This is a genomic window from Pedobacter duraquae, assembly GCF_004362245.1.
In the GTDB taxonomy this organism is placed as follows: domain Bacteria; phylum Bacteroidota; class Bacteroidia; order Sphingobacteriales; family Sphingobacteriaceae; genus Pedobacter; species Pedobacter duraquae.
In genome coordinates this window covers 139,053-159,285 of the sequence record NZ_SNWM01000002.1, presented here as the reverse complement: position 1 = coordinate 159,285, position 20,233 = coordinate 139,053, and the positions used below count along the sequence as shown (strand labels likewise).

At 40.9% G+C, this 20,233-nt stretch carries 19 protein-coding genes; 12 read left to right on the top strand and 7 right to left on the bottom strand.

Annotation, left to right across the window (positions count from 1 at the left end; translation table 11 throughout):
• The first annotated feature begins 27 nt into the window (after positions 1 to 27).
• Positions 28 to 1,092, top strand: coding sequence for a major royal jelly family protein (locus CLV32_RS06760; RefSeq protein ID WP_243732249.1), 1,065 nt, complete (start codon positions 28 to 30; stop codon positions 1,090 to 1,092).
• Here the strand turns inward: CLV32_RS06760 and CLV32_RS06755 are convergent.
• From CLV32_RS06755 to CLV32_RS06740, 4 genes are all read right to left on the bottom strand, one after another.
• A complete protein-coding gene (locus tag CLV32_RS06755) occupies positions 1,079 to 1,489 on the bottom strand; it encodes a ribosomal maturation YjgA family protein (protein WP_133553783.1) in 411 nt (136 codons plus the stop codon). The genes CLV32_RS06760 and CLV32_RS06755 overlap by 14 nt on opposite strands.
• Before the next feature lie 11 nt (positions 1,490 to 1,500).
• Positions 1,501 to 1,803: a winged helix-turn-helix domain-containing protein gene (locus tag CLV32_RS06750; protein WP_133553781.1), complete on the bottom strand. Its 303-nt coding sequence runs from the start codon at positions 1,801 to 1,803 to the stop codon at positions 1,501 to 1,503.
• Positions 1,800 to 2,420: a hypothetical protein gene (locus tag CLV32_RS06745; protein ID WP_133553779.1), complete on the bottom strand. Its 621-nt coding sequence runs from the start codon at positions 2,418 to 2,420 to the stop codon at positions 1,800 to 1,802. Before CLV32_RS06745 ends, CLV32_RS06750 begins: the two co-directional genes overlap by 4 nt.
• Before the next feature lie 147 nt (positions 2,421 to 2,567).
• Positions 2,568 to 3,770, bottom strand: coding sequence for an inositol-3-phosphate synthase (locus tag CLV32_RS06740; RefSeq protein WP_133553778.1), 1,203 nt, complete (start codon positions 3,768 to 3,770; stop codon positions 2,568 to 2,570).
• Between the two features lie 279 nt (positions 3,771 to 4,049).
• Here CLV32_RS06740 and CLV32_RS06735 point away from each other — a divergent pair, with 279 nt between their 5' ends.
• Both CLV32_RS06735 and CLV32_RS06730 read left to right on the top strand, forming a co-directional pair.
• Positions 4,050 to 4,835 carry a HipA family kinase gene (locus tag CLV32_RS06735; protein WP_133553776.1) on the top strand — a complete coding sequence of 262 codons (786 nt, stop codon included), beginning with the start codon at positions 4,050 to 4,052 and terminating at the stop codon, positions 4,833 to 4,835.
• The gene (locus tag CLV32_RS06730) at positions 4,825 to 5,205 is read left to right on the top strand and encodes a DUF3037 domain-containing protein (protein WP_133553774.1); all 381 of its coding nucleotides are present in this window, start codon (positions 4,825 to 4,827) and stop codon (positions 5,203 to 5,205) included. The genes CLV32_RS06735 and CLV32_RS06730 overlap by 11 nt, the downstream gene beginning before the upstream one ends.
• A 19-nt stretch (positions 5,206 to 5,224) precedes the next feature.
• Here CLV32_RS06730 and CLV32_RS06725 read toward each other — a convergent pair whose 3' ends face one another.
• The gene (locus tag CLV32_RS06725; protein WP_243732248.1) at positions 5,225 to 6,040 is read right to left on the bottom strand and encodes a DUF6515 family protein; all 816 of its coding nucleotides are present in this window, start codon (positions 6,038 to 6,040) and stop codon (positions 5,225 to 5,227) included.
• 210 nt (positions 6,041 to 6,250) lie between these two features.
• Between CLV32_RS06725 and CLV32_RS06720 the strand changes: the two genes are divergently transcribed.
• Positions 6,251 to 6,454 carry a cold-shock protein gene (locus CLV32_RS06720; RefSeq protein ID WP_133553772.1) on the top strand — a complete coding sequence of 68 codons (204 nt, stop codon included), beginning with the start codon at positions 6,251 to 6,253 and terminating at the stop codon, positions 6,452 to 6,454.
• A 168-nt stretch (positions 6,455 to 6,622) separates the two neighbouring features.
• Here CLV32_RS06720 and CLV32_RS06715 read toward each other — a convergent pair whose 3' ends face one another.
• On the bottom strand, positions 6,623 to 7,330 hold the full coding sequence (locus tag CLV32_RS06715; RefSeq protein ID WP_133553770.1) for a DUF4397 domain-containing protein: 708 nt from the start codon (positions 7,328 to 7,330) through the stop codon (positions 6,623 to 6,625).
• A gap of 182 nt (positions 7,331 to 7,512) precedes the next feature.
• Here CLV32_RS06715 and CLV32_RS06710 point away from each other — a divergent pair, with 182 nt between their 5' ends.
• Together CLV32_RS06710 and CLV32_RS06705 are read left to right on the top strand one after the other, a co-directional pair.
• Entirely contained in the window at positions 7,513 to 8,076 is a 564-nt protein-coding gene (locus tag CLV32_RS06710; protein ID WP_243732247.1) for an RNA polymerase sigma factor, read from the top strand.
• A 2-nt stretch (positions 8,077 to 8,078) separates the two neighbouring features.
• Positions 8,079 to 9,431: a hypothetical protein gene (locus tag CLV32_RS06705; RefSeq protein ID WP_133553768.1), complete on the top strand. Its 1,353-nt coding sequence runs from the start codon at positions 8,079 to 8,081 to the stop codon at positions 9,429 to 9,431.
• On the opposite strand, the gene CLV32_RS06700 is transcribed toward CLV32_RS06705, so the two are convergent.
• Positions 9,415 to 10,650 (bottom strand): dicarboxylate/amino acid:cation symporter, encoded by a 1,236-nt coding sequence (locus CLV32_RS06700; protein WP_133553766.1) that lies wholly within the window; start codon positions 10,648 to 10,650, stop codon positions 9,415 to 9,417. The two genes, CLV32_RS06705 and CLV32_RS06700, sit on opposite strands and share 17 nt — an antisense overlap.
• 112 nt (positions 10,651 to 10,762) lie before the next feature.
• Here CLV32_RS06700 and CLV32_RS06695 point away from each other — a divergent pair, with 112 nt between their 5' ends.
• From CLV32_RS06695 to CLV32_RS06670, 6 genes are all read left to right on the top strand, one after another.
• Complete coding sequence (locus CLV32_RS06695) at positions 10,763 to 11,671, top strand: SMP-30/gluconolactonase/LRE family protein (protein WP_133553764.1); 909 nt, start codon at positions 10,763 to 10,765, stop codon at positions 11,669 to 11,671.
• On the top strand, positions 11,672 to 13,120 hold the full coding sequence (cls, locus tag CLV32_RS06690; protein ID WP_133553763.1) for a cardiolipin synthase: 1,449 nt from the start codon (positions 11,672 to 11,674) through the stop codon (positions 13,118 to 13,120).
• 97 nt (positions 13,121 to 13,217) lie between these two features.
• Positions 13,218 to 15,230, top strand: a complete 2,013-nt coding sequence (gene tkt, locus CLV32_RS06685) for a transketolase (protein ID WP_133553762.1) — start codon at positions 13,218 to 13,220, stop codon at positions 15,228 to 15,230.
• A gap of 85 nt (positions 15,231 to 15,315) precedes the next feature.
• The gene (locus CLV32_RS06680) at positions 15,316 to 15,951 is read left to right on the top strand and encodes an HAD family hydrolase (RefSeq protein WP_133553761.1); all 636 of its coding nucleotides are present in this window, start codon (positions 15,316 to 15,318) and stop codon (positions 15,949 to 15,951) included.
• Between the two features lie 118 nt (positions 15,952 to 16,069).
• A complete protein-coding gene (locus tag CLV32_RS06675; RefSeq protein ID WP_133553760.1) occupies positions 16,070 to 16,729 on the top strand; it encodes a response regulator transcription factor in 660 nt (219 codons plus the stop codon).
• 57 nt (positions 16,730 to 16,786) lie between these two features.
• Positions 16,787 to 20,188: a glycosyltransferase gene (locus tag CLV32_RS06670; RefSeq protein WP_133553759.1), complete on the top strand. Its 3,402-nt coding sequence runs from the start codon at positions 16,787 to 16,789 to the stop codon at positions 20,186 to 20,188.
• Positions 20,189 to 20,233 lie beyond the last annotated feature (45 nt).

The following is a 20,233-nucleotide window of genomic DNA, read 5'->3' as shown; positions in this document are numbered from 1 at the left end:
GTATATCTATGTTTTGTCCTAGCCATTATGACAACGAAAGCAGCAATGGGCCAGCGAATTACAACATTGACAGAAGTAGCCTCTTTCGGAAATAATCAACCGATAGGTGTAACTGTTGCGCCAAAAACAAACCGCCTGTTTGTTTCCTTTCCACATCAGGAGCCGTTTTTATATGGACTAACAGAGATTATTAATGGCGAGCGCCTTCCTTACCCAAACCTGGACTGGAATAAATATATTCCTGAGCAAGCCAATGCGCATTTTTTTAACGTACAAGACCTGTATGCCGACGACAAAAATTTCCTGTGGGTATTGGATTCTAAACCTGCGGGCGGAGCCTCTGTTTTCGGTGCTGATAAGCAGTCGGATCCCAGTGGCAAATTTAAATTGTTGCAAATAGACCTGACTACTAATAATGTGGTAAGAACCTATACTTTCGAAGATCTTCCCAAAGATAGAAGTGCTTTAAATGACGTTTGTGTTGATAACCGTAAACATTTAGCCTATTTGTCAGATCCTGGCCTGCATGCGCTAGTCGTTCTGGATTTGGAAACCGGGAAAAGTAGAGCGCTTTTACAGGACGATCCCTCCACTATAGTTAAACCAGGGTTAAAACTTAGATTGGATGGCAAAGACGTGGTGGATACACTCGGTAAACCTTTCGTCTCCAATGTGAATGGAATCGCATTAACTCAAGATGGAAAATATTTTTATTACAGGGCAATCAACCAGACGAAATTATACCGCATTGAAACGCAATATCTGGCAGATCAGCGTTTGTCGCCAGCAGAACTTTCTGCTAAGGTAGAGATGGTTGCTGAGACTGGAATTTGCCATGGTATGATTGCTGATGCCAAAGGGAATATTTATCTCAGTAACTCTCCAGACAGAAGTATTCAATATGTAAGTCCTGATAAACAGTTGCATGTGCTGATACAGGATGACAGATTGATCTGGCCAGACTCATTCGGCGTTGGTAAAGATGGGTATTTGTATTTGAGTGCTTCTCAGATGAACAGGTTACCAAAATATAATAAGGGAGAAGATAAGGTTGATTATCCTTATCGTATCTACAAAGTTAAGCTACCCTAGCTTGGTTTCTCTGAACAGAGAATAGCTTTTCCAATAGGATAACCACCAAAATTCCAGCAGTATAAGCAATCAGATCTCCCCAGGCAAAGTAGTTTCCAAGGATCAGTCGGCCAATCCAGGATTGGTCTACACCGAGAATCCGACTTAGCTGCAGGTATTGTGTGAATTCCAACACATAAGAGTAAAAAAGCACTACCAAAGCTGTAGGCAGCGGACTGATGTTCAGTATTGATCTCACCAGGGTGTAGAGTAACATCACGACGAAAAAATCGCCCACATAGGGTCTGATAAAATCATCATGGGTATAGCGTTCAATGACAAACTCAAGCAGGAATAAAAGGATGCTCAGTAATAAATATACCCAGCTTAGCCTCAGAATTTTTCTAGAAGTCCCCATTATGCTTCGGATTAAGATTTTTGTTGCCGGATTAGATTTTCTAGCGCCTGAAGATGTTTTTTAAAAGCCTCTCTGCCGGTAGCCGATGCGAAGTATTGGGTGTTCGGTTTTCTGCCAATAAACGATTTGCTTATGGTAATGTAGTTTTCTTTTTCTAAAGCCTTTAGATGTGAAGCCAGATTCCCATCAGTTGCTTGAAGCAGATCTTTTAACGCATTGAAATCGTAACTCTCGTTAGCTACAAGTACGCTCATAATCTGCAACCGTAAACGATTTTCAAAAGCCTTATCAAATTGATCTAATGCGTTTTTCACTGATTGTATTTAAAATGCATAATAGTACCATACAGGATATGTAAAAAGCCAAAGCCAATTACCCAAAACACAAGACCGTATCCTGGGGTCGCAGCTGCCAAAAGCCCGAGAATGATTTCGCCACAACCAAGCCACTTTACATCGTTAAATGTGTATTGACTTGCAGAAATAAGTGCAAGGCCGTAAAAGATGAGGCAAGCTGAAGCTACGATGCCATGTTCCTGTCTAAGTATAAAAATTATGATGAGCAAGCCACCAGTAACAAGGGGGATAGCCATGCTGGTCACCAATCTTTTGCTTACAGGGTTCCAGAAGTTCTCACTTCTTTTTTTTGCCTGCCGAATGGTGAGGTATACGCCCGAAGCCAATGAAAGTAGTAAAACAGACGATGCTATAAGTACGAGTTTAATCAGCACATTCGGATCAGAAATATAGGTGTCGCGGTAATCAAGGGTACCCGTATCCCCATAAACAATCCGGTACCCGAGATATGCACCAATAATTGCATATACTCCAGCGAGTACACCAGATAGTCCGCTTAGCGAAATAAATTTTGCAGAACGCTCCATCAACTGTCTGATAGAACTCAATTCCGCGTATGCATCTTTTTCTTCCATTTTAAAAGAACTTTGAGACGCGAAGTAATAGATTATTTTTTTAGGAAGCAAGCGCAATGACATAATTGTTTTATTTATGCTGCCATAAACAAAAAAAGAGACTGATCACCGCGATCAGTCTCTTTTCATAGTAGTTAACAGTATAGATTAAACCAGTTCTGTTTTTCTAAGTTGTTTTCTTGTAGACTCAGTCAATTCTCTTTTAGCAAGTGCATGACATTCATAGATAGCATCGCTGAACATCATTTGCTGAGGAGGTGTTTTTTGCGTAGATGCAGATGGACCTCTTAAAGCGCCAACAAGACCAAGTTCTCTGGCAACATATACATATCTGATAGCGTCAATAACTACACCAGCAGAGTTTGGTGAATCTTGAACGGAAAGTTGTGCATCAAAAATTACCGGAGCCCCCATAAAGCCTTCAAGTTCCAAGCGGAAGTTAGCTACCTTATTATCGCCGTAAAATGCGATGTATTCAGACGGACCCGCATGCAGGAAGCTGTCGTGTGTAGAAATACCTCTGATATCGTTTTGTGCACGAATCACATTCTCTTTAGAAATCTTTTTAGACTTCAAACGATTTTTGTCTTCCATGTTCAGAAAGTCAGTGTTTCCACCAACATTTCTTTGAATATGTGCTTTAACATGATGTCCTCTTTCGAAAGCAAGTTCTTGTAACATTTGAGAAACAATACTAGCGCCAAATTGACTACGCATATCGTCACCAATGATTGGAATACCTGCATTGATGAATTTTTGCTCCCAAACAGGATCTGAAGCGATAAATACAGGGATACAGTTCACTAAGGAGATTCCAAGCTCAATACAAATTTCAGCATAAAACTCAGTAGCCAATTGTGATCCTACCGGAAGGTAATTGATCAAAACCTCTGCTTTACTTGCAACGAGCTGCGCGATGATGTCTTTGCGGATTGAATATACAAGGTCTTTGTCGTAATCAACAGCGTTTAGCAGTGTATCAGTGGTTTTAAGTTCGTCTTTGATTACAAAACGTTGATCTTCAGGATATGCTGCCATTAATGGAGAAACACCATCAATAACAGGAGATCTGTAAATCATGGCTTCAGAAGCGATGTCTGCGTTAAGGACGATAGTGCAGTTCGGTTTTGCAAAGATCGCATCTTTCAACGGAAGGCCAATTTTCCTTTCGTCAATGTCAAATCCACATACAAACTCAATATCTGCTGCAGTATAGCCGCCAATGTCGTCGGCCATTAAACCAGATTTTTTGTCTGTGAACTTAGTGTAATACTCTACGCCCTGAACGAGGGAACTGGCGCAATTACCTACGCCTACAATCGCAACTTTAATTTTTCCTTGGTTTTGCATTATTATTATTTGTCTATAACGTCTTATGATCCGATCATCAAAGACTTTTACTTTATAATTTTTTAATCTTATTTTAATCGCAAAAATATTGAATCTTATTCTCAATTTCAGTATCGAAAGCTAAAATTGTAACGGATAATGTGGATTTTTCAAAAGTTTGACATTGCGACAACTTAAGACCATCCCTTGTTTTCTTAAATATAAGATTAAATATCTGGTATTTGGTTTAAAAATATTGGATTATACCTTAATATTGCACCTGAGAGGAAAAACCAGTTTATGAATAAACCAGAGCTTCAACTGAGAACCGTTCAGGTAACAAGGTACGTCACCCCCCTGCGTGAAGGTGGCTCTATGCCCGCCATCGCTGAAGCCAACGATGGATTCTTGTACGTTTTGAAATTCCGCGGAGCCGGACAAGGTATCAAAGCGTTGATCGCTGAACTTATTGGTGGAGAAATTGCCCGGATACTAGGCTTTAAAATCCCGGAACTGGTTTTTGCTACGCTTGATGAGGCATTTGGCCGTACAGAACCCGACGAAGAGATTCAGGATTTATTGAAAGCCAGTGTAGGCTTAAATCTGGCATTGCACTATCTGTCTGGTGCGATAACATTTGACCCTTTGGTGAGTCCGGTAGATCCGCTACTGGCATCGAAAATAGTGTGGCTGGATTGCTTTCTAACAAATATGGATCGCACACCACGCAATACCAATATGTTAATTTGGCATAAAGAGTTATGGCTTATAGATCATGGTGCATCGCTTTATTTCCACCATAATATTCAAAATTGGGAAGAACAAGCAATTAAGCCATTCACACTTATTAAAGACCATGTATTGTTACCCTATGCCACTGAGCTTGATGCGGCGGATGCAGAATTCCGACAGCTGTTAAATTCCGATAAAATTAGAGAGGTTGTTGCCTTGATACCCGATGAATGGCTAAACCTCGATGGCTCATTTGCTTCTGCAGAGGCCAACAGGTCGGTTTATTCAGGGTTCTTAGCAGCACGATTATTACAGTCACAAATATTTGTAAACCAGGCGAAAGATGCAAAATAACTATCTTTTTGAATATGCAGTATTGCGCGTGGTACCTAGAGTAGAACGTGAGGAATTTATGAATATCGGGGTAATCCTTTACTGTGCAAAGAAGCGTTTTATGCAGAGCGTCTTTGTGATTGACGAAACGCGGTTACTCGCCTTATGCCCGTCAATGGATATTGACGAAATCAGATGTCATGCTGCTGCGTTCGAACGTATCTGTAACGGAAAAGGGGGAGGGCCAATTGGAGAATTGGATATGCCTTCCAGATTTAGGTGGCTTACCGCTACCAGAAGTACGGTGTTCCAGAGTTCTAAAGTACATCCGGGTTTTTGTAATGAACCTGAGGATATGTTGCAGCGTTTAACAGAACAGCTGGTACTTTAAAGTACCAGCTGCACATTATTTAGAATAATTTGCCGATTACCCTATAGCTTACATTATTCCCTTCAACAACTTCTTCATAATAGATGTCGTCTGGTGTAACATAGTATTTTTGTCCCTTCAGAACCACTTCGTGATAACCTTCGGGTAAGGAATTAACGATGTCACCAATCTGCGGCTGCTGTGCATCGTTGTTGTCTGTATCCAATATGCCATCTTTACCTGCAACAACGTAAGTGGTTTTCCCATCCTGGCCTACTTTTTCAGTATAGTAGACTCCTTTATATTCGTAATATACCTGGCCGTTGATTTGAATTTGTTTGGCATCATTAGGCAGCGTAGGCACTTCAGCACCAACAGGAGGAACTACTACAGTGTAGGCATTGTTGTCTTGTCTGTAGAACAACCCGCTTGAGTAATAGAATTGATCCTGCCCAAAGTAAAATGGATAATATCCGAATGGTAGTACGCTTAGTCTGATCCCCAAATATGGACGATAAAAACTATAAAATGGCCGGCGATACCCAAACCCGTACGCTATTCTGGGGCGACCGCCAAATCCAGGACGATAAATAGAGCCAGGTCTACCTCCAAAAGAAGGTCTTGATCCATATGATGGCCTACCCCCGAACGATGGTCTGCCTCCCGAATTTGGCCGAACCTGTGCCCCGCCAAAACCACCTGGACGGCCGCCTCTTGATGAAATTGATCCACCACCAGATCTGCCTGATGAACCACCGCGTCCGCCGCGTTGAGCAAATACGTTTTGTGTGCTGAGCCCAAGGCCAAGCAGAACTGCCGCAGTTACGATGAATGATTTATACTTTAAAGTGTTCATAATGTGTGAAATTATTTGATCTTAAGACTTTTTGGGTCACGAAAGGATTATTGCTTATACAGATTTATGTGTAATGCTGACAAAGTAATGACGGATCTAAGCAAAAACGCTAAAAATTCAGTTGTAATTTATAATTATTATAAAATAAATTTTGAATCTTTATTTTGGCTATGTAGCTTTAACTAAAAATATAACAACCACAACAGGACTATGAAAAATCAAGGAACTATTAAATTTTTTAATGAAAGCAAAGGGTTTGGATTCATTATTGACGCGAATTCAGGCAAAGATATATTTGTACACTCTACTTCTATAGCCGGAGGATCGAAAGGACTTGCTGAAGGTGACCAGGTAGAATTTGACTTAGCTGAAGGAAAAAAAGGACCAGAAGCTAAAAATGTAGTGAAATTGTAAGCTTAATTAAAATTTAAAAATGGGTCTGATTAGTTAATCAGACCTTTTTTTTGCTTAAATTTTTGGTAATGCATCGTATTATCTGTGAAATTTCAACTAAAAACTATATCCACAAAAAAAGTCTGCCTAATCAGGGCAGACCTCTGTAATAATAATTCTTGATTGTTTTTATAAATCGTGGTTGATAACCTGAAGTCCTGCTTTTTGCGTAGTAACGGCAGTTGTAATCAATCCTTTCGCCCAGATAGTATATACCTTATCTGCTTTTAGGTCGTAATCTGTCAAAGTTGCAACTGTTGTGTTTGTTGCAGCATCTTTAAGTAGTATCGTTTTCACACCTGATGTTACGTTTTCAAAATTGCTGAACTCTTTATAGGCCTTATTGCTAAAGGTTGTTGCATCCCCAACAATTTCCATCGTCAATGTTGTTGCATCGGGAATAAGGTTGATAAACCTTACTTTGGTTTTTCCCGCAGTTGGATAGGTCAACTCATCTTTAATCTGTAAATACGCTAAGGCGTCGGCTTTTCCAATGATGAATAAAGAACCATATTGATTTGTTGGAAAAGTAAGATTGCTTTGGAGTAATGATGTTGCACTTCCAGCCGCCCTTACAGTAGCCTGGTGGTTGCCTGCTAAAATACGTTGGTAAGGTATACGCAGTGGGAATAAAAATGAGCCGTCAGCTGCATTGACACGTTCGTTGTCGAGATAAAAATCTATTGCCGTTGAATTTGGTGATGCATTGATTATAGTTAAAGCGGAAACATCTGGATTAGGAACTTCGTCCAGCTTACAGGCAGGTAATATAGCAACCAAGGCCAGGGAAGAAGCAAGTAGTAGGTTTCTTAATTTTGAATTTGAAGTGATTTTCATTTTTTGTGTTTTTAATTTATAGGAATATTTAATGAAGAAAACGAACCCGCTACGGTTAACGCTACAATATTTTTAAAAAAGCGCTAAGCAAAATAAATATTGATGACCTTTGTAGCGTTATCTAAACGAGCTGCGTTTAGACCTAAATTAGGTAGTAAACTCATCAAGACAGGCTGAATACGTTGAGCGGAAAAGACATCAGGTTCCAGAAAATTATTGTGGGAATTAAGGCCCATGACCTGGTTGTACAGGAGCAGATTTATAAATTATATTGGGGATATCTGATGGCGGTGTGTTTACGCTATCTTAATGACAGGGATGTCGCGATGGAAGTTGTAAACGACAGTTTTATCAAGGCTTTCAAGATTGTATTCGATTTTAAATTTGATGATGATCAGGAAGTTGCGCATAAGATGTTCAAATCCTGGCTAACTAAGATTGCAGTACGTACTGCGTTGGACAGTTTGAGAAGTAAGCGCAGTTACCTGAGTTATACTGATGACTATCAGGAGATACCGGAAGACTACGTGGCTGTAGAAAGTAAGCTGTACGCTGCCGATATCCTCAGTTTACTTCAGGAAATCCCCGACCTGCATCGTACGGTTTTTAACCTGTATGAAATTGAAGGATTTTCACATGAGGAGGTCTCAGGTATGTTAAAAATTCCTGCAAGCTCCAGCAGGACCTATTTAACAAGAGCGAAGATGAAACTCAGGGAATTGTATAAAATTAAGATGGAGAGTTGATCATGAAAGATAATCATCACAAAGAGTTAATTACCGAAATCAAAGAGGTGCTTTCAGTATATGAAGTGCCTTATGAGGAAGGTGCTTGGGAAGCTTTCATTGATCGCCCAAAGAAAAAACGCATGCTTCTGTGGCCATGGATCAGCGTTGCGGCAACGTTGCTGGTTGTCTTTTCCTTTTGGTTTAATATGAAACAGGGGACGGTAACCAATCATAAAGATCAAATAGTACATAACAGAACTGAAATAAACAAATCAAACGATAACGAACAAAAAAAGTCATCAGACGGGGCGGGTCTATCAAAGGGCATAAATGCTCAGGCAGGTGCTGGTAGTCATTTATCAGGTAAAACTGACGACTTAATCATAGAAGCACCTCTACCGCAAACTTTAGATACCAGCATCGTTAAACCTAACTTAAACGATGCATCGATTTTGGCTGCCAAACCAGAGTTGACAAAAATGCCTGCCGTATTGGCCAGCGCAATGGTGTTGACGATAAAGGCAGAAAACCCGATTAGGACCGCTACAACGGAAACCGCACTTTTAAAGATGAACTCTGGTATGTACACTATGGTTCGGGAAAAGGCCGCAAGCCAAACTGCGAAACTACCAGCATTGAAAAAATTAACCAGAGATACAGCGGTTAAAATGCCAGAGCCTAAAACAGATTCCTTTATGGATCTGTTAATGAAAGAAAAACAAACACAGGTGGCTAAAACGACTCCAAAAACACCAAAAAAATCATTAGAGTCAAAATGGGATTTTGGTGTCGAGGTTTTGCCAACAGTAACCAGCTCCGCATTAAATGTTGGAGCGGGGCTACTTACAGCCTACAAACTTTCGGATCACTTTTCGTTGGGAACCGGAGTAGCTTACACTGGCCTGGGTTCGTCGGTGGCGCATCAACCCGGAATTTCTGCATTAGACAGCAAACAGCTTCAATCTGTAAGTTCGACTTACAGAGCCATTGATATTCCGATTAATCTGGTATATAATCTCAATAAGAAAGTTTATACCTCGGTAGGGGTATCTTACATTAATGTGGTGGAAGAAAGAGCCACCAATACATTTGTGTCAGAGCAACGATCCAGTTATTACAGCAGCAGCCCTTCAGGGTCCTCCCAAACATCTATAGGTTTTGAAACTCAGAAAACACAAGAGTCTGCACAAACGCAAACTTTAAAAGGGATGGGATCTCTTGGGTTTTTCAATTTTTCTGTCGGGCGTAAGCAGGAAGTATTCAATAAATACCACATTTCCATTGAGCCGTTTATTAAAGTTCCTGTCGGGAAATTATCTCAACAGGATTTAAAACTGACTAATGGTGGTATGAAATTTAAGATTGAATTTTAAGGGGTAGTTCTTTTAACCAATTTTTTCCCTCTGTAAAACGCGTAACAAGCATGCCTGCTACGGTGTCACCGGTTGCATTGAGCAAGGTTGCCATTGGATCAACCAATGTGCCGATAATCATTGCAGGCGGGAGGGCCTCAGGTGGAAAGCCATATGCCGATATAAATAACAACTCACCTACGTATCCTCCGTTCGGGATGCCACCTTCTACGATGCTAACAAGAACTGTCATGCCCACAGCTAGAAAAATAACATCTGCACTGTTAAAACTTTGGCCAAACATTGCAAATACAACGGCCATTTTAACGATAGAAGAGATACTTGATCCGTCTTTATGAAGCGTTGCGCCCAAAGGTACGGTTACATTGGCAATATAATCCGGAATTTGCATTTTCTCCGCTGCCTCAAGATTTGCAGGGATTGTAGCAATGCTGCTGCATGTGCCAACCGCTGTGGCAGAAGGAATAATGTTGTTTTTCCAATAGGTTTTAATTCCACGGAATCCACCAGCAAGAAAAGCATAACAACTAAAAAGAACAACGAAATAGAACGCACCAACTCCATAGTAAAGCCCCAAAGAACGTGCATAAGTGCCAAATAATTGCGGTCCGAAAACACCAACCTGATAGGCGAAATATGCACCTAAGCCCAATGGGGCAATCTTCATAATGATGGCAAACAAATTTTTAAAGACTTCATTCCCCCCATGTAAAAATTGGGCAAAGGCTGTCGCGCGCGCTCCAGCGCGTAGCGTAGCAAATCCAATCAATACAGAAAAGATGATCATGGAAAGCATGCTTTTCCTGGAAAGTAATTCATAGAATTCGGAGGTCGTAACCAATTGCGTAATTTGTTCAGCAAACGGCTTCTTTTCGATAACTTCTGTAAGCGGAATTCGCTGGATGTGTTCGTGTAGTGGAAATAATCTGACAGCAAGGATGGTCAGCAAGGCGGCGATAACTACTGTGCCAAGAAAAACCATGGCCATAATGCCCATCATTCGGTTTAGTTTGTTTGAGGCAGTCAACCCGGCTATTGAAGAGGAGATGGCAAAAAATACCAGGGGGATAACTGCCGTAAATAACAAATTTAAGAATATGTCGCCAATAGGTTTTAAAAGTTCCACGCTTTTGCCAAAAATCAAACCTGCAACGCTACCCAATGCTATTCCTGTGATCAGAAATAGGATGCCTTTATAGTTTTTAAAGAAGCTATTCATCTGCCTAATATAAAGCTTTGGTCGCGCATCAGCTAAAAGCTGATGAAATATTGCAAATTTACACTGATATTAGCCCTGTTAACAGTGAACAGTTGATAAACCAAATAGTACCATGGAATTTTTGAAAACAATTAGCCACAAGATGATCTTTACTATCGTGATGATAGCAGGCACCAGTTCAGTTATGGCGCAACAGAATCAAGCACTTTTTGAACAAGCTGCGCTCCAATTAATAAGTAAGCAGTTTAGTTTTACCGAGGGACCTGCATCTGATAAAAACGGAAACGTTTTTTTTACCGATCAGCCGAATAATAAAATATGGAAGTACGATACCAGCGGTAACCTTTCAGTTTTTATGGAGCGTGCCGGCCGTTCTAATGGTACCTATTTCGATCGAAAAGGTAATTTGGTTACCTGCGCCGATGAAAATCAACAACTTTGGTCGATTGATCCAAAAGGAAAGGTTACAGTATTGGTTAGCGATCTGGGCGGTAAACATCTCAACGGACCTAATGATTTGTGGATTGATCCTAAAGGAGGAATCTATATTACCGATCCATATTATCAGCGGGATTACTGGACGCGGAAAGCATCTGAGCTGGACGGACAAAAAGTGTATTACCTTCCAAAAGGTAAAAAGAATTTGGTGCTTGTTACTGATAGCTTGAAAAAGCCTAATGGAATTGTTGGCACACCAGATGGCAAAACCTTATACATAGCAGATATCGGAGCATCCAGGATCTATAAATTTTCAATACAGAAAGACGGTAAGTTGTCAGACATGCGTATTTTTATAAATCAGGGTGCGGATGGGATTACGCTTGACGAAATGGGAAACCTGTATCTTTCGGGTAAAGGGGTTACCATCTTCAATCCTGCGGGACAACAAATTGGACATATTGATGTGCCGGAACCCTGGACAGCTAATTTGTGTTTTGGTGGTAAAGATAAAAATGAACTATTTATCACGGCTTCCACAGCCCTCTATAAAATTCCTATGCGTGTAAAGGGCGCAAAATAGATGAATTGGCTGCTGATTGCTGAGGTTTGTTATGCACTGCTGGTTACGGCAGTTTGCCTGCGTATTGTTTATGATACCAACTCTACCAGTAAAACGCTGGCTTACTTGCTGCTAACCGTTTTCTTTCCCATCGGCGGCATGATTCTTTACTTCGTAATCGGTACTAATTATAGAAAGCGAAAATTATATAGTAAAAAGATCTTTCAGGATGAGAAACTCATGCTGGAGGTGCAGAAACAAATCTTTGCAGAGTCAGAGCGTACTTGGTTGCTCGCTAAACCTGAGTTTGGTAAATACAAAAAACTCTCCAATCTTTTGCTGAATAGCAACTGGAGCAGTGTCAGCAATACCAATAAAGTCGAAGTCCTCATTAATGGCGAAGAAAAATTCCCAGCTGTCATCAAAGCACTGGAACAAGCAAAAAAGCATATTCATATTGAGTATTATATCTTCGAGGACGAAGTTATCGGTAATAAGATTAAGGATATTTTGATCAGAAAGGCGAAGGAAGGTGTGTCTGTACGTTTTATCTATGACGACTTCGGTAGTAGATCCATTCGTAGGAACATTATTCCCGAACTACTTGAAGCGGGAGTTGAAGCGTATCCTTTCTATAAAATTTTCTTCATGGCCCTGGCTAACAGGCTAAATTATAGAAACCACAGGAAGATCATTGTAATTGACGGCTATATTGGTTTTACAGGCGGGATTAATGTAAGTGACAGATATATTAACCAGCCAGGGCAGTCAGAAGTATTCTGGCGGGATACACACGTGAAAATCACAGGCCCGGGAGTTTATTATTTACAGTATTTATTTATATGTGACTGGAATTTCTGTTCCGACCATGAGCTTCCGGCACATACTGATTTCTTTTGCTCTGAACCATCTGAGAAAATGGGCGCTTTGGTGCAGATTGCTGCGAGTGGGCCGGATTCAGACGACCCTACAATTTTGTTCTCCATTATAGATGCAATTGGCATGGCCGAACGAGAAATCCTTATTACAACCCCATACTTTATCCCCGGCGAAAGTGTACTGCATGCGTTAACTGTAGCCGCGTTGAGCGGGGTTTCTGTAAAACTGCTGGTGCCGGGTAAATCAGATTCAAAAATGGTAAACCTTGCCGCAAGGTCATACTATGGGGATCTGATGCGATCTGGAGTTCAGATTTATACATACCAAAAGGGGTTTGTCCATGCTAAGACAGTGGTTTCTGATGGGATGCTATCGATTATCGGTACGGCGAATATGGATCACCGGAGCTTCGAACTGAATTTTGAAGTCAACAGTATGATTTATGACCGGGCAACTGCAGCAAAGCTGACAGATATATTTAACGCTGATCTAAAAAACGCCGTAGTGTTAGATTTGGAAGAATGGAAAAGGCGACCATTTTATAAGGAGTTTCCTGAAAAATTGGCCCGGCTGCTTTCTCCACTATTATAAATGACTCTTTTCTGAGAAACTGTTTCTCTTAAGTTTTGTTTTTCGCATAGTATCCTCATTCAGAGGAGCGGTAATTACAAAAGAATTTTAAAGAGCTATGGAATCAAAAAATCAACATCTTGAAGAACTTGCTATAAATACTGTTCGCCTGTTATCGGTAGACGCCGTGCAGAAAGCAAACTCCGGTCACCCGGGAATGCCTATGGGCGCTGCGCCGATGGCTCATGTTCTTTGGTCAAAATATTTGCACTTCGATCCTAAACAACCACACTGGCCCAATAGAGATAGATTTGTATTATCGGCGGGACACGGTTGCATGCTCCAATATAGCTTGTTGCATTTGACAGGTTATGATGTTTCTCTTGATGATCTTAAACAATTTAGACAGCTAAACAGTAAAACCGCCGGACATCCTGAATATGGGTTGATTGATGGTGTTGATGTGACCACTGGCCCATTGGGGCAGGGATTTGCCAATGCAGTGGGTTTCGCCATAGGTCAGAAACATCTTGCAGAGCGGTTTAATAAACCAGACTTTGAATTGTTTAATTATAAAATTTATGTGATTTGCAGTGATGGAGATATGATGGAAGGAGTGACTTCTGAGGCTGCTTCCCTGGCGGGGCACCTCGAGCTCGGCAACCTCATCTACCTCTACGATGATAACCATATTTCCATTGAGGGTGACACAGATATTGCATTTAATGAGGATGTTGCTAAACGTTTTGAAGCGTACAACTGGCATGTTCAGACTGTCGAAGATGGAAATGATATCAATGCAATTGATATTGCGTTGCGCAATGCCCGGGGAGAGACCCAGCGTCCATCCCTGATTAAAGTCCGTACCCAAATTGCGTATGGTAGCCCAAATAAAGTAAATACTGCAGGTTCACATGGGTCGCCTTTGGGAGCCGATGAAGTTAAGCTGGTAAAAGAATTTTTTGGTTTTGATCCAGATAAGTCATTCGTTGTGCCTGAGGAAGTTGCTGACTTTTACAGGGAGGTTGGCAAAAAGGGATCGGAGCGTGCGGATGCCTGGGATCAGCTATTTGCTGATTATAAAAAACAATATCCTGAATTGGCATCAGCATATACTGATGCCTTACAGGATAAACTGCCTAAAGACTGGGAAAAATCCTTGCCGGTATTCAAGGGTTCGGATCCTAAAATGGCAACAAGACAGGCATCAGGAAAAGTACTTAATGCAATAGCAAAGGGACTGCCAGGTTTGATTGGTGGTGCAGCCGATTTAGCGCCATCAACAGAAACAAATCTGAAGGCCTTCAGTTCCTTTACGCCTGAGCAAAGGGGAGGAAGAAACTTTCATTTTGGGATTCGTGAACATGCAATGGGTGCTATACTGAATGGACTGGCCTTAACAAAAGGGATCATCCCTTTCGGGGCCACTTTTTTGATCTTCTCGGAATATATGCGCCCTCCAATCCGTTTGGCAGCAATCATGAAAATCAGGCCTATCTTTGTGTATACCCACGATAGTATCGGACTAGGAGAAGATGGAACAACCCATCAACCAGTAGAACAGTTGATTAGTCTGAGGTCGATTCCCAATATCACAGTGATAAGACCTGCGGATGCGAATGAAACAGCTCATGCCTGGCGCGTAGCGATTAACCATACCGATGGACCGGTTGTCTTAGTATTTACCCGGCAGGCCCTGCCAATCCTGGATCAGGAGACTTATGGAGCTGCTTCAGGTCTGGAAAAAGGTGCCTATATCTTATCCGAATCTGCAGAGAAACCTGAAATCATTCTGATAGGTACGGGGTCGGAAGTGAGCTTATTGCTTGAGGCACAAGAACACTTGAAAGACGAGGGCATTTATGCAAGAGTAGTAAGCATGCCGTCATGGGAGCTTTTCGAGAAACAAACCCATAGCTATAAAGAGGAGGTGCTTCCTGAAAAAATAAGGAAACGACTGGCTGTAGAAACAGGCTCCCCGCTGGGATGGCATAAATATGTAACCGATGAAGGAGACATTATCGCGATGCATGGGTTTGGAGAATCTGCTCCTGCAGAGGATTTGTTTAAAGTTTTCGGATTTACGGTCGAAAATGTAGTGAAAAAAGCAAAAGCCTTGTTAAATAGCTAAACCAGAAATGTATATTTAGATGCTGGTCGTGGGCCCTCATAAAATTTAGGGTACAACCGGCATCTAATTATTAGAATTTAAATATATGAAGAGCACAGATCTTAAAATATTGTTTTTCGACATCGGTGGTATATTGCTTACTAACGGCTGGGGCCATGAATCCAGAAAAATAGCCGCCAAGCAGTTTGGCTTGAACTATGACGAGATTAACGTATTGCACAATTTTATTTTTAATGTATATGAAATTGGGAAAATCACACTAGACGAATATCTGGATACCGTGATTTTTTACCAGCCGCGCGACTTCACGAGGCAGGATTTTCTGGAGTTCATTTACGCGCAATCCAAAGAATTGCCAGATATGTTGGCCTGGCTTAAAGAATGGAAAAAGGACTGTGGCTTCAGGATTATTTCAATAAATAATGAGGGTAAAGAACTTAATGATTATCGGGTGGAGAAATTTAAATTGCACCTGTGTTTCGACGCCTTCATCTCTTCATGCGAAGTGAAGCTACGTAAACCGGATCCAGGAATTTTTCAATTGGCTATGGGAATAGCGCAGGCATCGCCACAACAATGTGTTTATTTTGATGATCGTGTGATGTTTGTTACCACAGCTCAGAAACTGGGTATCAAGGCATTTCAGCATACAGACTTTGAATCCACCAAAAAAATACTCGAAGGATTAAAACAAGAGAATTTTCAGTTAGACCTGCAATAGGAAATTCTGAGCCGTTATGGCGTATAAATACCAATCAAAAGACGTACTTATACCGTAGATAGTGGCTTCTTATTTGCTGATATTTGAATCTGCGTAACGCTATTATTCTCAAAAGACTTTGGAATCTCAAATAAAACTACTACTTGTCGAAGATCACAATATCGTCCGTTATGGTATTAAATCTCTTTTAGAGGCTGAGCCTGGATTTAAAGTTATTGCTGAAGCAACGAACGGCCGTGAGGCTTTGGAACAGATTAAGCAAGGGCTAGATGTGGATATTGTTCTTACAGATATCAATATGCCGGAACTTGCTGGTATAGAATTGATAGGAATTCTACAAAAAGAATATCCGTCTTATAAATGTCTCGTTCTGTCGATGCTTGACCATCAAAACTACGTTTACCGGGCTATGGAGGCTGGCGCGATGGGATACCTTGTTAAAAATATTGACCGGTCGGAAATGGTCTTTGCCATCCGGCAGGTACACGCAGGCCATAAATTTATTTGTACCGAGATTGCTTTGAAGCTAATCTCAAGACATGCTACAATTACGTCAAATGTAGAAGTTAAGGAGAAGTCAAATCTTGAGTTTTCTAAAAGGGAACTAGAGATATTGCAACTTATTGCTGAAGGCATGACAAATAACGATATAGCACTGAAACTATTTACCAGTCGCCGGACAATAGAGGGTAACAGGCAAAGTCTGCTAGAAAAGACAAATACCAAAAATACTGCTTCGTTGATACATTTCGTTATAAAGCACGGAATTATCGGCTGATCCTCCTGAAATGAATTCTTTTGTGCATTTTTGTTCTCCTAAATTATAGTGGAATTTATGCACGACAAACAGATCTTTCAAAGCAATACTAAAACCAGGTGGGTGGCCTTCCAGTGGGTTAGTCGCGGCATCATTCTCGCTTTCGTTATCGCAACAATTTGTATTGCATATACTTTATTTTCAGGTGGTAACCCAGCGCTTCCAATTATCAATACAAATACTGCGCTAAGCAAAAAGCAGATTGACAGGATTAAACGCTCTACTAAATACTCCGAATTTAAAATTCAGAAAAAAAGCCTGCTTAAAATTCAGGAAGATCAAAAAAGACAACGTCTAAAACATCCCCATAATAAGGTAAGAATTAACGCAGGTTTCTATGTTAACTGGGATCCGCAATCACTTACCGATCTGAAGGACAATATTGCCCAACTTGATATGGTTGTCACCGAGTCGTTTTTTCTGGTTAAAGGAGCAGATACAGTTTTGGATAAATCTGATCGCGATGCATTAAGGACCATCCATAGATTCAAAAAGACGGCTATCGCAGTAGTCTCAAACTTCAAGGATGATCATTTTGATGGCGATGCAGTACATTTGTTGCTCAGTAACAAAAATCTGCAGGACCGTTTCATTGCCAACCTGATCATTAAGTTGAAAAAATATAAATACCAGGGTGTTAACATAGATTTTGAAGAACTGAAAGAGAAGTCTGATGCGCCTCTAATCGCTTTTCAACAGAATCTTTATGCTAAAATGCATGCGCAGAACTTGTTGGTTACCCAGGATATTTCGCCTGACAATGATGATTACAATGCAGTTACTTTAGAGAAATATAACGATTACATTTTTCTGATGGCTTATGATCAGCACAGTGAGTTGAGCAACCCAGGTGACATCTCCCATCAGTTATGGGTAGAAAAACAGTTGGATGCTATCTGCTCAAAAATATCATCAGATAAGGTAATATTAGCATTGGCCTGCTATGGCTATGACTGGCCTGATGAAAATGTGGGTAAGGTAGTTACCTATCAACAGGCTATCGCCAATGCAAACCGTTATAAGGCCAAGATCATCTTTGATCCGGCCTCTGCTAATCTTCATTACACTTATCTCGACGAAGGCGGGATTAATCATACGGTATACTTTACAGATGCAGCTACAAACTTTAATTTGATCCGAAAGGCCGACGATTGGGGGGTGGCCGGTGTTGCAGTGTGGCGAATGGGTGCAGAAGACGGTCGTTTGTGGACCTTTGTCAACAAAGACCTTAGCATTGATTCGTTGAAAAAAACTGGAATAAACTTATCCAGGATGACCAGCGTTGGGCTAAATGACAGGATAGATTATTCTGGAGAAGGCGAAATTCTCGATCTTGTATCTACTCCTAAGGCTGGAAAAATTAACCTGGAACTTGATAGTACCAATTTTGTTATCAAAAATCAACAGTATGTTGTTCTTCCAACGAAGTATAGTATTCGTAGATATGGTCAGGCTGACAAAAAGATTGTTTTAACATTTGATGACGGACCTGATCCTGTATATACCCCACAGATAATCGACATCCTGCAGAAGAACAATGTGCCCGGTAGCTTCTTTGTAGTCGGTATTATGGCTGAGCAGAATATGGGCTTGTTATTAAAGGAGTATAATTTGGGTTACGAAATTGGCAACCATACATTCTTCCATCCGGATATGTCAAAAGTTGGCCCACAACGTGTGAAATTCGAATTGAATGCCACCCGGAAGCTGATAGAATGTGTTACCGGGCATAGTACAATTCTTTTCAGGCCCCCATATAACGCCGATGCTGAACCCAGTACATCCGCAGAGATCCTACCGGTTGCTCAAAGTCGTGCTGAAAATTATATTAACATCGGAGAATCCATCGATCCAGAAGATTGGCAGCCTGGAATTTCGGCAGATTCAATCTTCGCAAGAGTGGTGCGTCAGCGCGATCTCGGAAATATTCTGCTGCTGCATGATGCCGGTGGAAACCGTGCTGCAACCGTTGCTGCACTGCCAAGGATCATAGCCTATTTTAAAAAACAAGGATATGAGTTTACAACAATAGCTAATTTGATAGGTAAGAAAAAAAGTGAACTGATGCCAGCAATTAAAACAGATGCTGACAGCGGATTCAGTGGTTCTGCAGATTACTTGTTTCTAAATGTCTTAGCCTATGGTAACCTGATCTTAAACTTCATCTTTATACTCGCTATTATACTGGCAATTTTGAGAAGCGTGTTTATCGCAGTGCTCGCTGTACGCCAAAAAATAAAAGCAGATGGGGAAAAAGGATTGCTGCTGACAAACCCGACCGATAAGGTAAGCGTAATTATACCGGCATATAATGAGGAGATTACTGCGATACAGACTATTGAAAGTTTATTGAAAACGACCTATCCGAATGTAGAATTCATTTTTGTTGATGATGGTTCTAAAGATAAGACCTTTCAGATCGTGCATGACAAATTTGGAGACCATCCAAAAGTTAGGGTGTTCACCAAGCCGAATGGAGGTAAAGCCTCGGCCTTAAACTTCGGTATCACTAAGGCTAATGCAGATTTTGTCATCTGCATTGACGCCGATACCTTGCTTGCGGAAAATGCAATTACCGAAATGATGCGTTATTTCTACGCTGAAGATATTGCAGCTGTTGCGGGAACGGTAAAAGTCGGTAACGCCAACAATATCATCACAAAATGGCAGTCAATTGAATATATAACGGCTCAGAATATGGATCGAAGGGCATTTGATATGCTGAATACCATTACTGTTGTGCCAGGAGCAATCGGAGCTTTTAGAAAAGCTGTCATTACTGAAGTTGGTGCGTTTACTACCGATACGCTTGCGGAAGATTGTGATTTAACAATGCGCATTTTGCGTGCAGGATATGTTGTTAAAAACTCAGATTCGGCAATGGCTTATACCGAAGCACCAGAGACTGTAGATATGTTGCTCAAACAACGATTGCGCTGGAGTTTCGGCGTAATGCAAAGTTTTTGGAAAAATAAGGATACCATGTTTGATAAAAAATATGGCTATTTCGGTATGGTTGGTATGCCTAACATCCTAATCTACCAGATTATATTGCCCTTGTTTTCTCCATTGGCCGATTTGTTCATGTTGATCTCTTTAATAGGGGGGCTGTTCTCCTTGTCTTCAGCCGACGCCCTCAGTTGGCATGGGTTTACAAGTATATTGAGCCCCGATAATGGCTTGGGACAAGTTTTACTTTATTATTGCATTTTCATTATTGTTGACTTGTTCTTTGCCGCCTTGGCGTTCAAAATGGAGCGCGAAAAATATAAAAACCTGTTGTATATTATCCCACAGCGGTTTTACTGGCGACAACTCATGTATGTTGTGTTATTTAGATCGATAAAAAAGGCCCTTCGTGGAGAACTTGAAGGCTGGGGAGCGCTCAAAAGAACTGGGAATGTAAAAGCTTCATCATGATATGGCAAACATTGACGCGTATTACAGGTTATTAGATTAGTAATT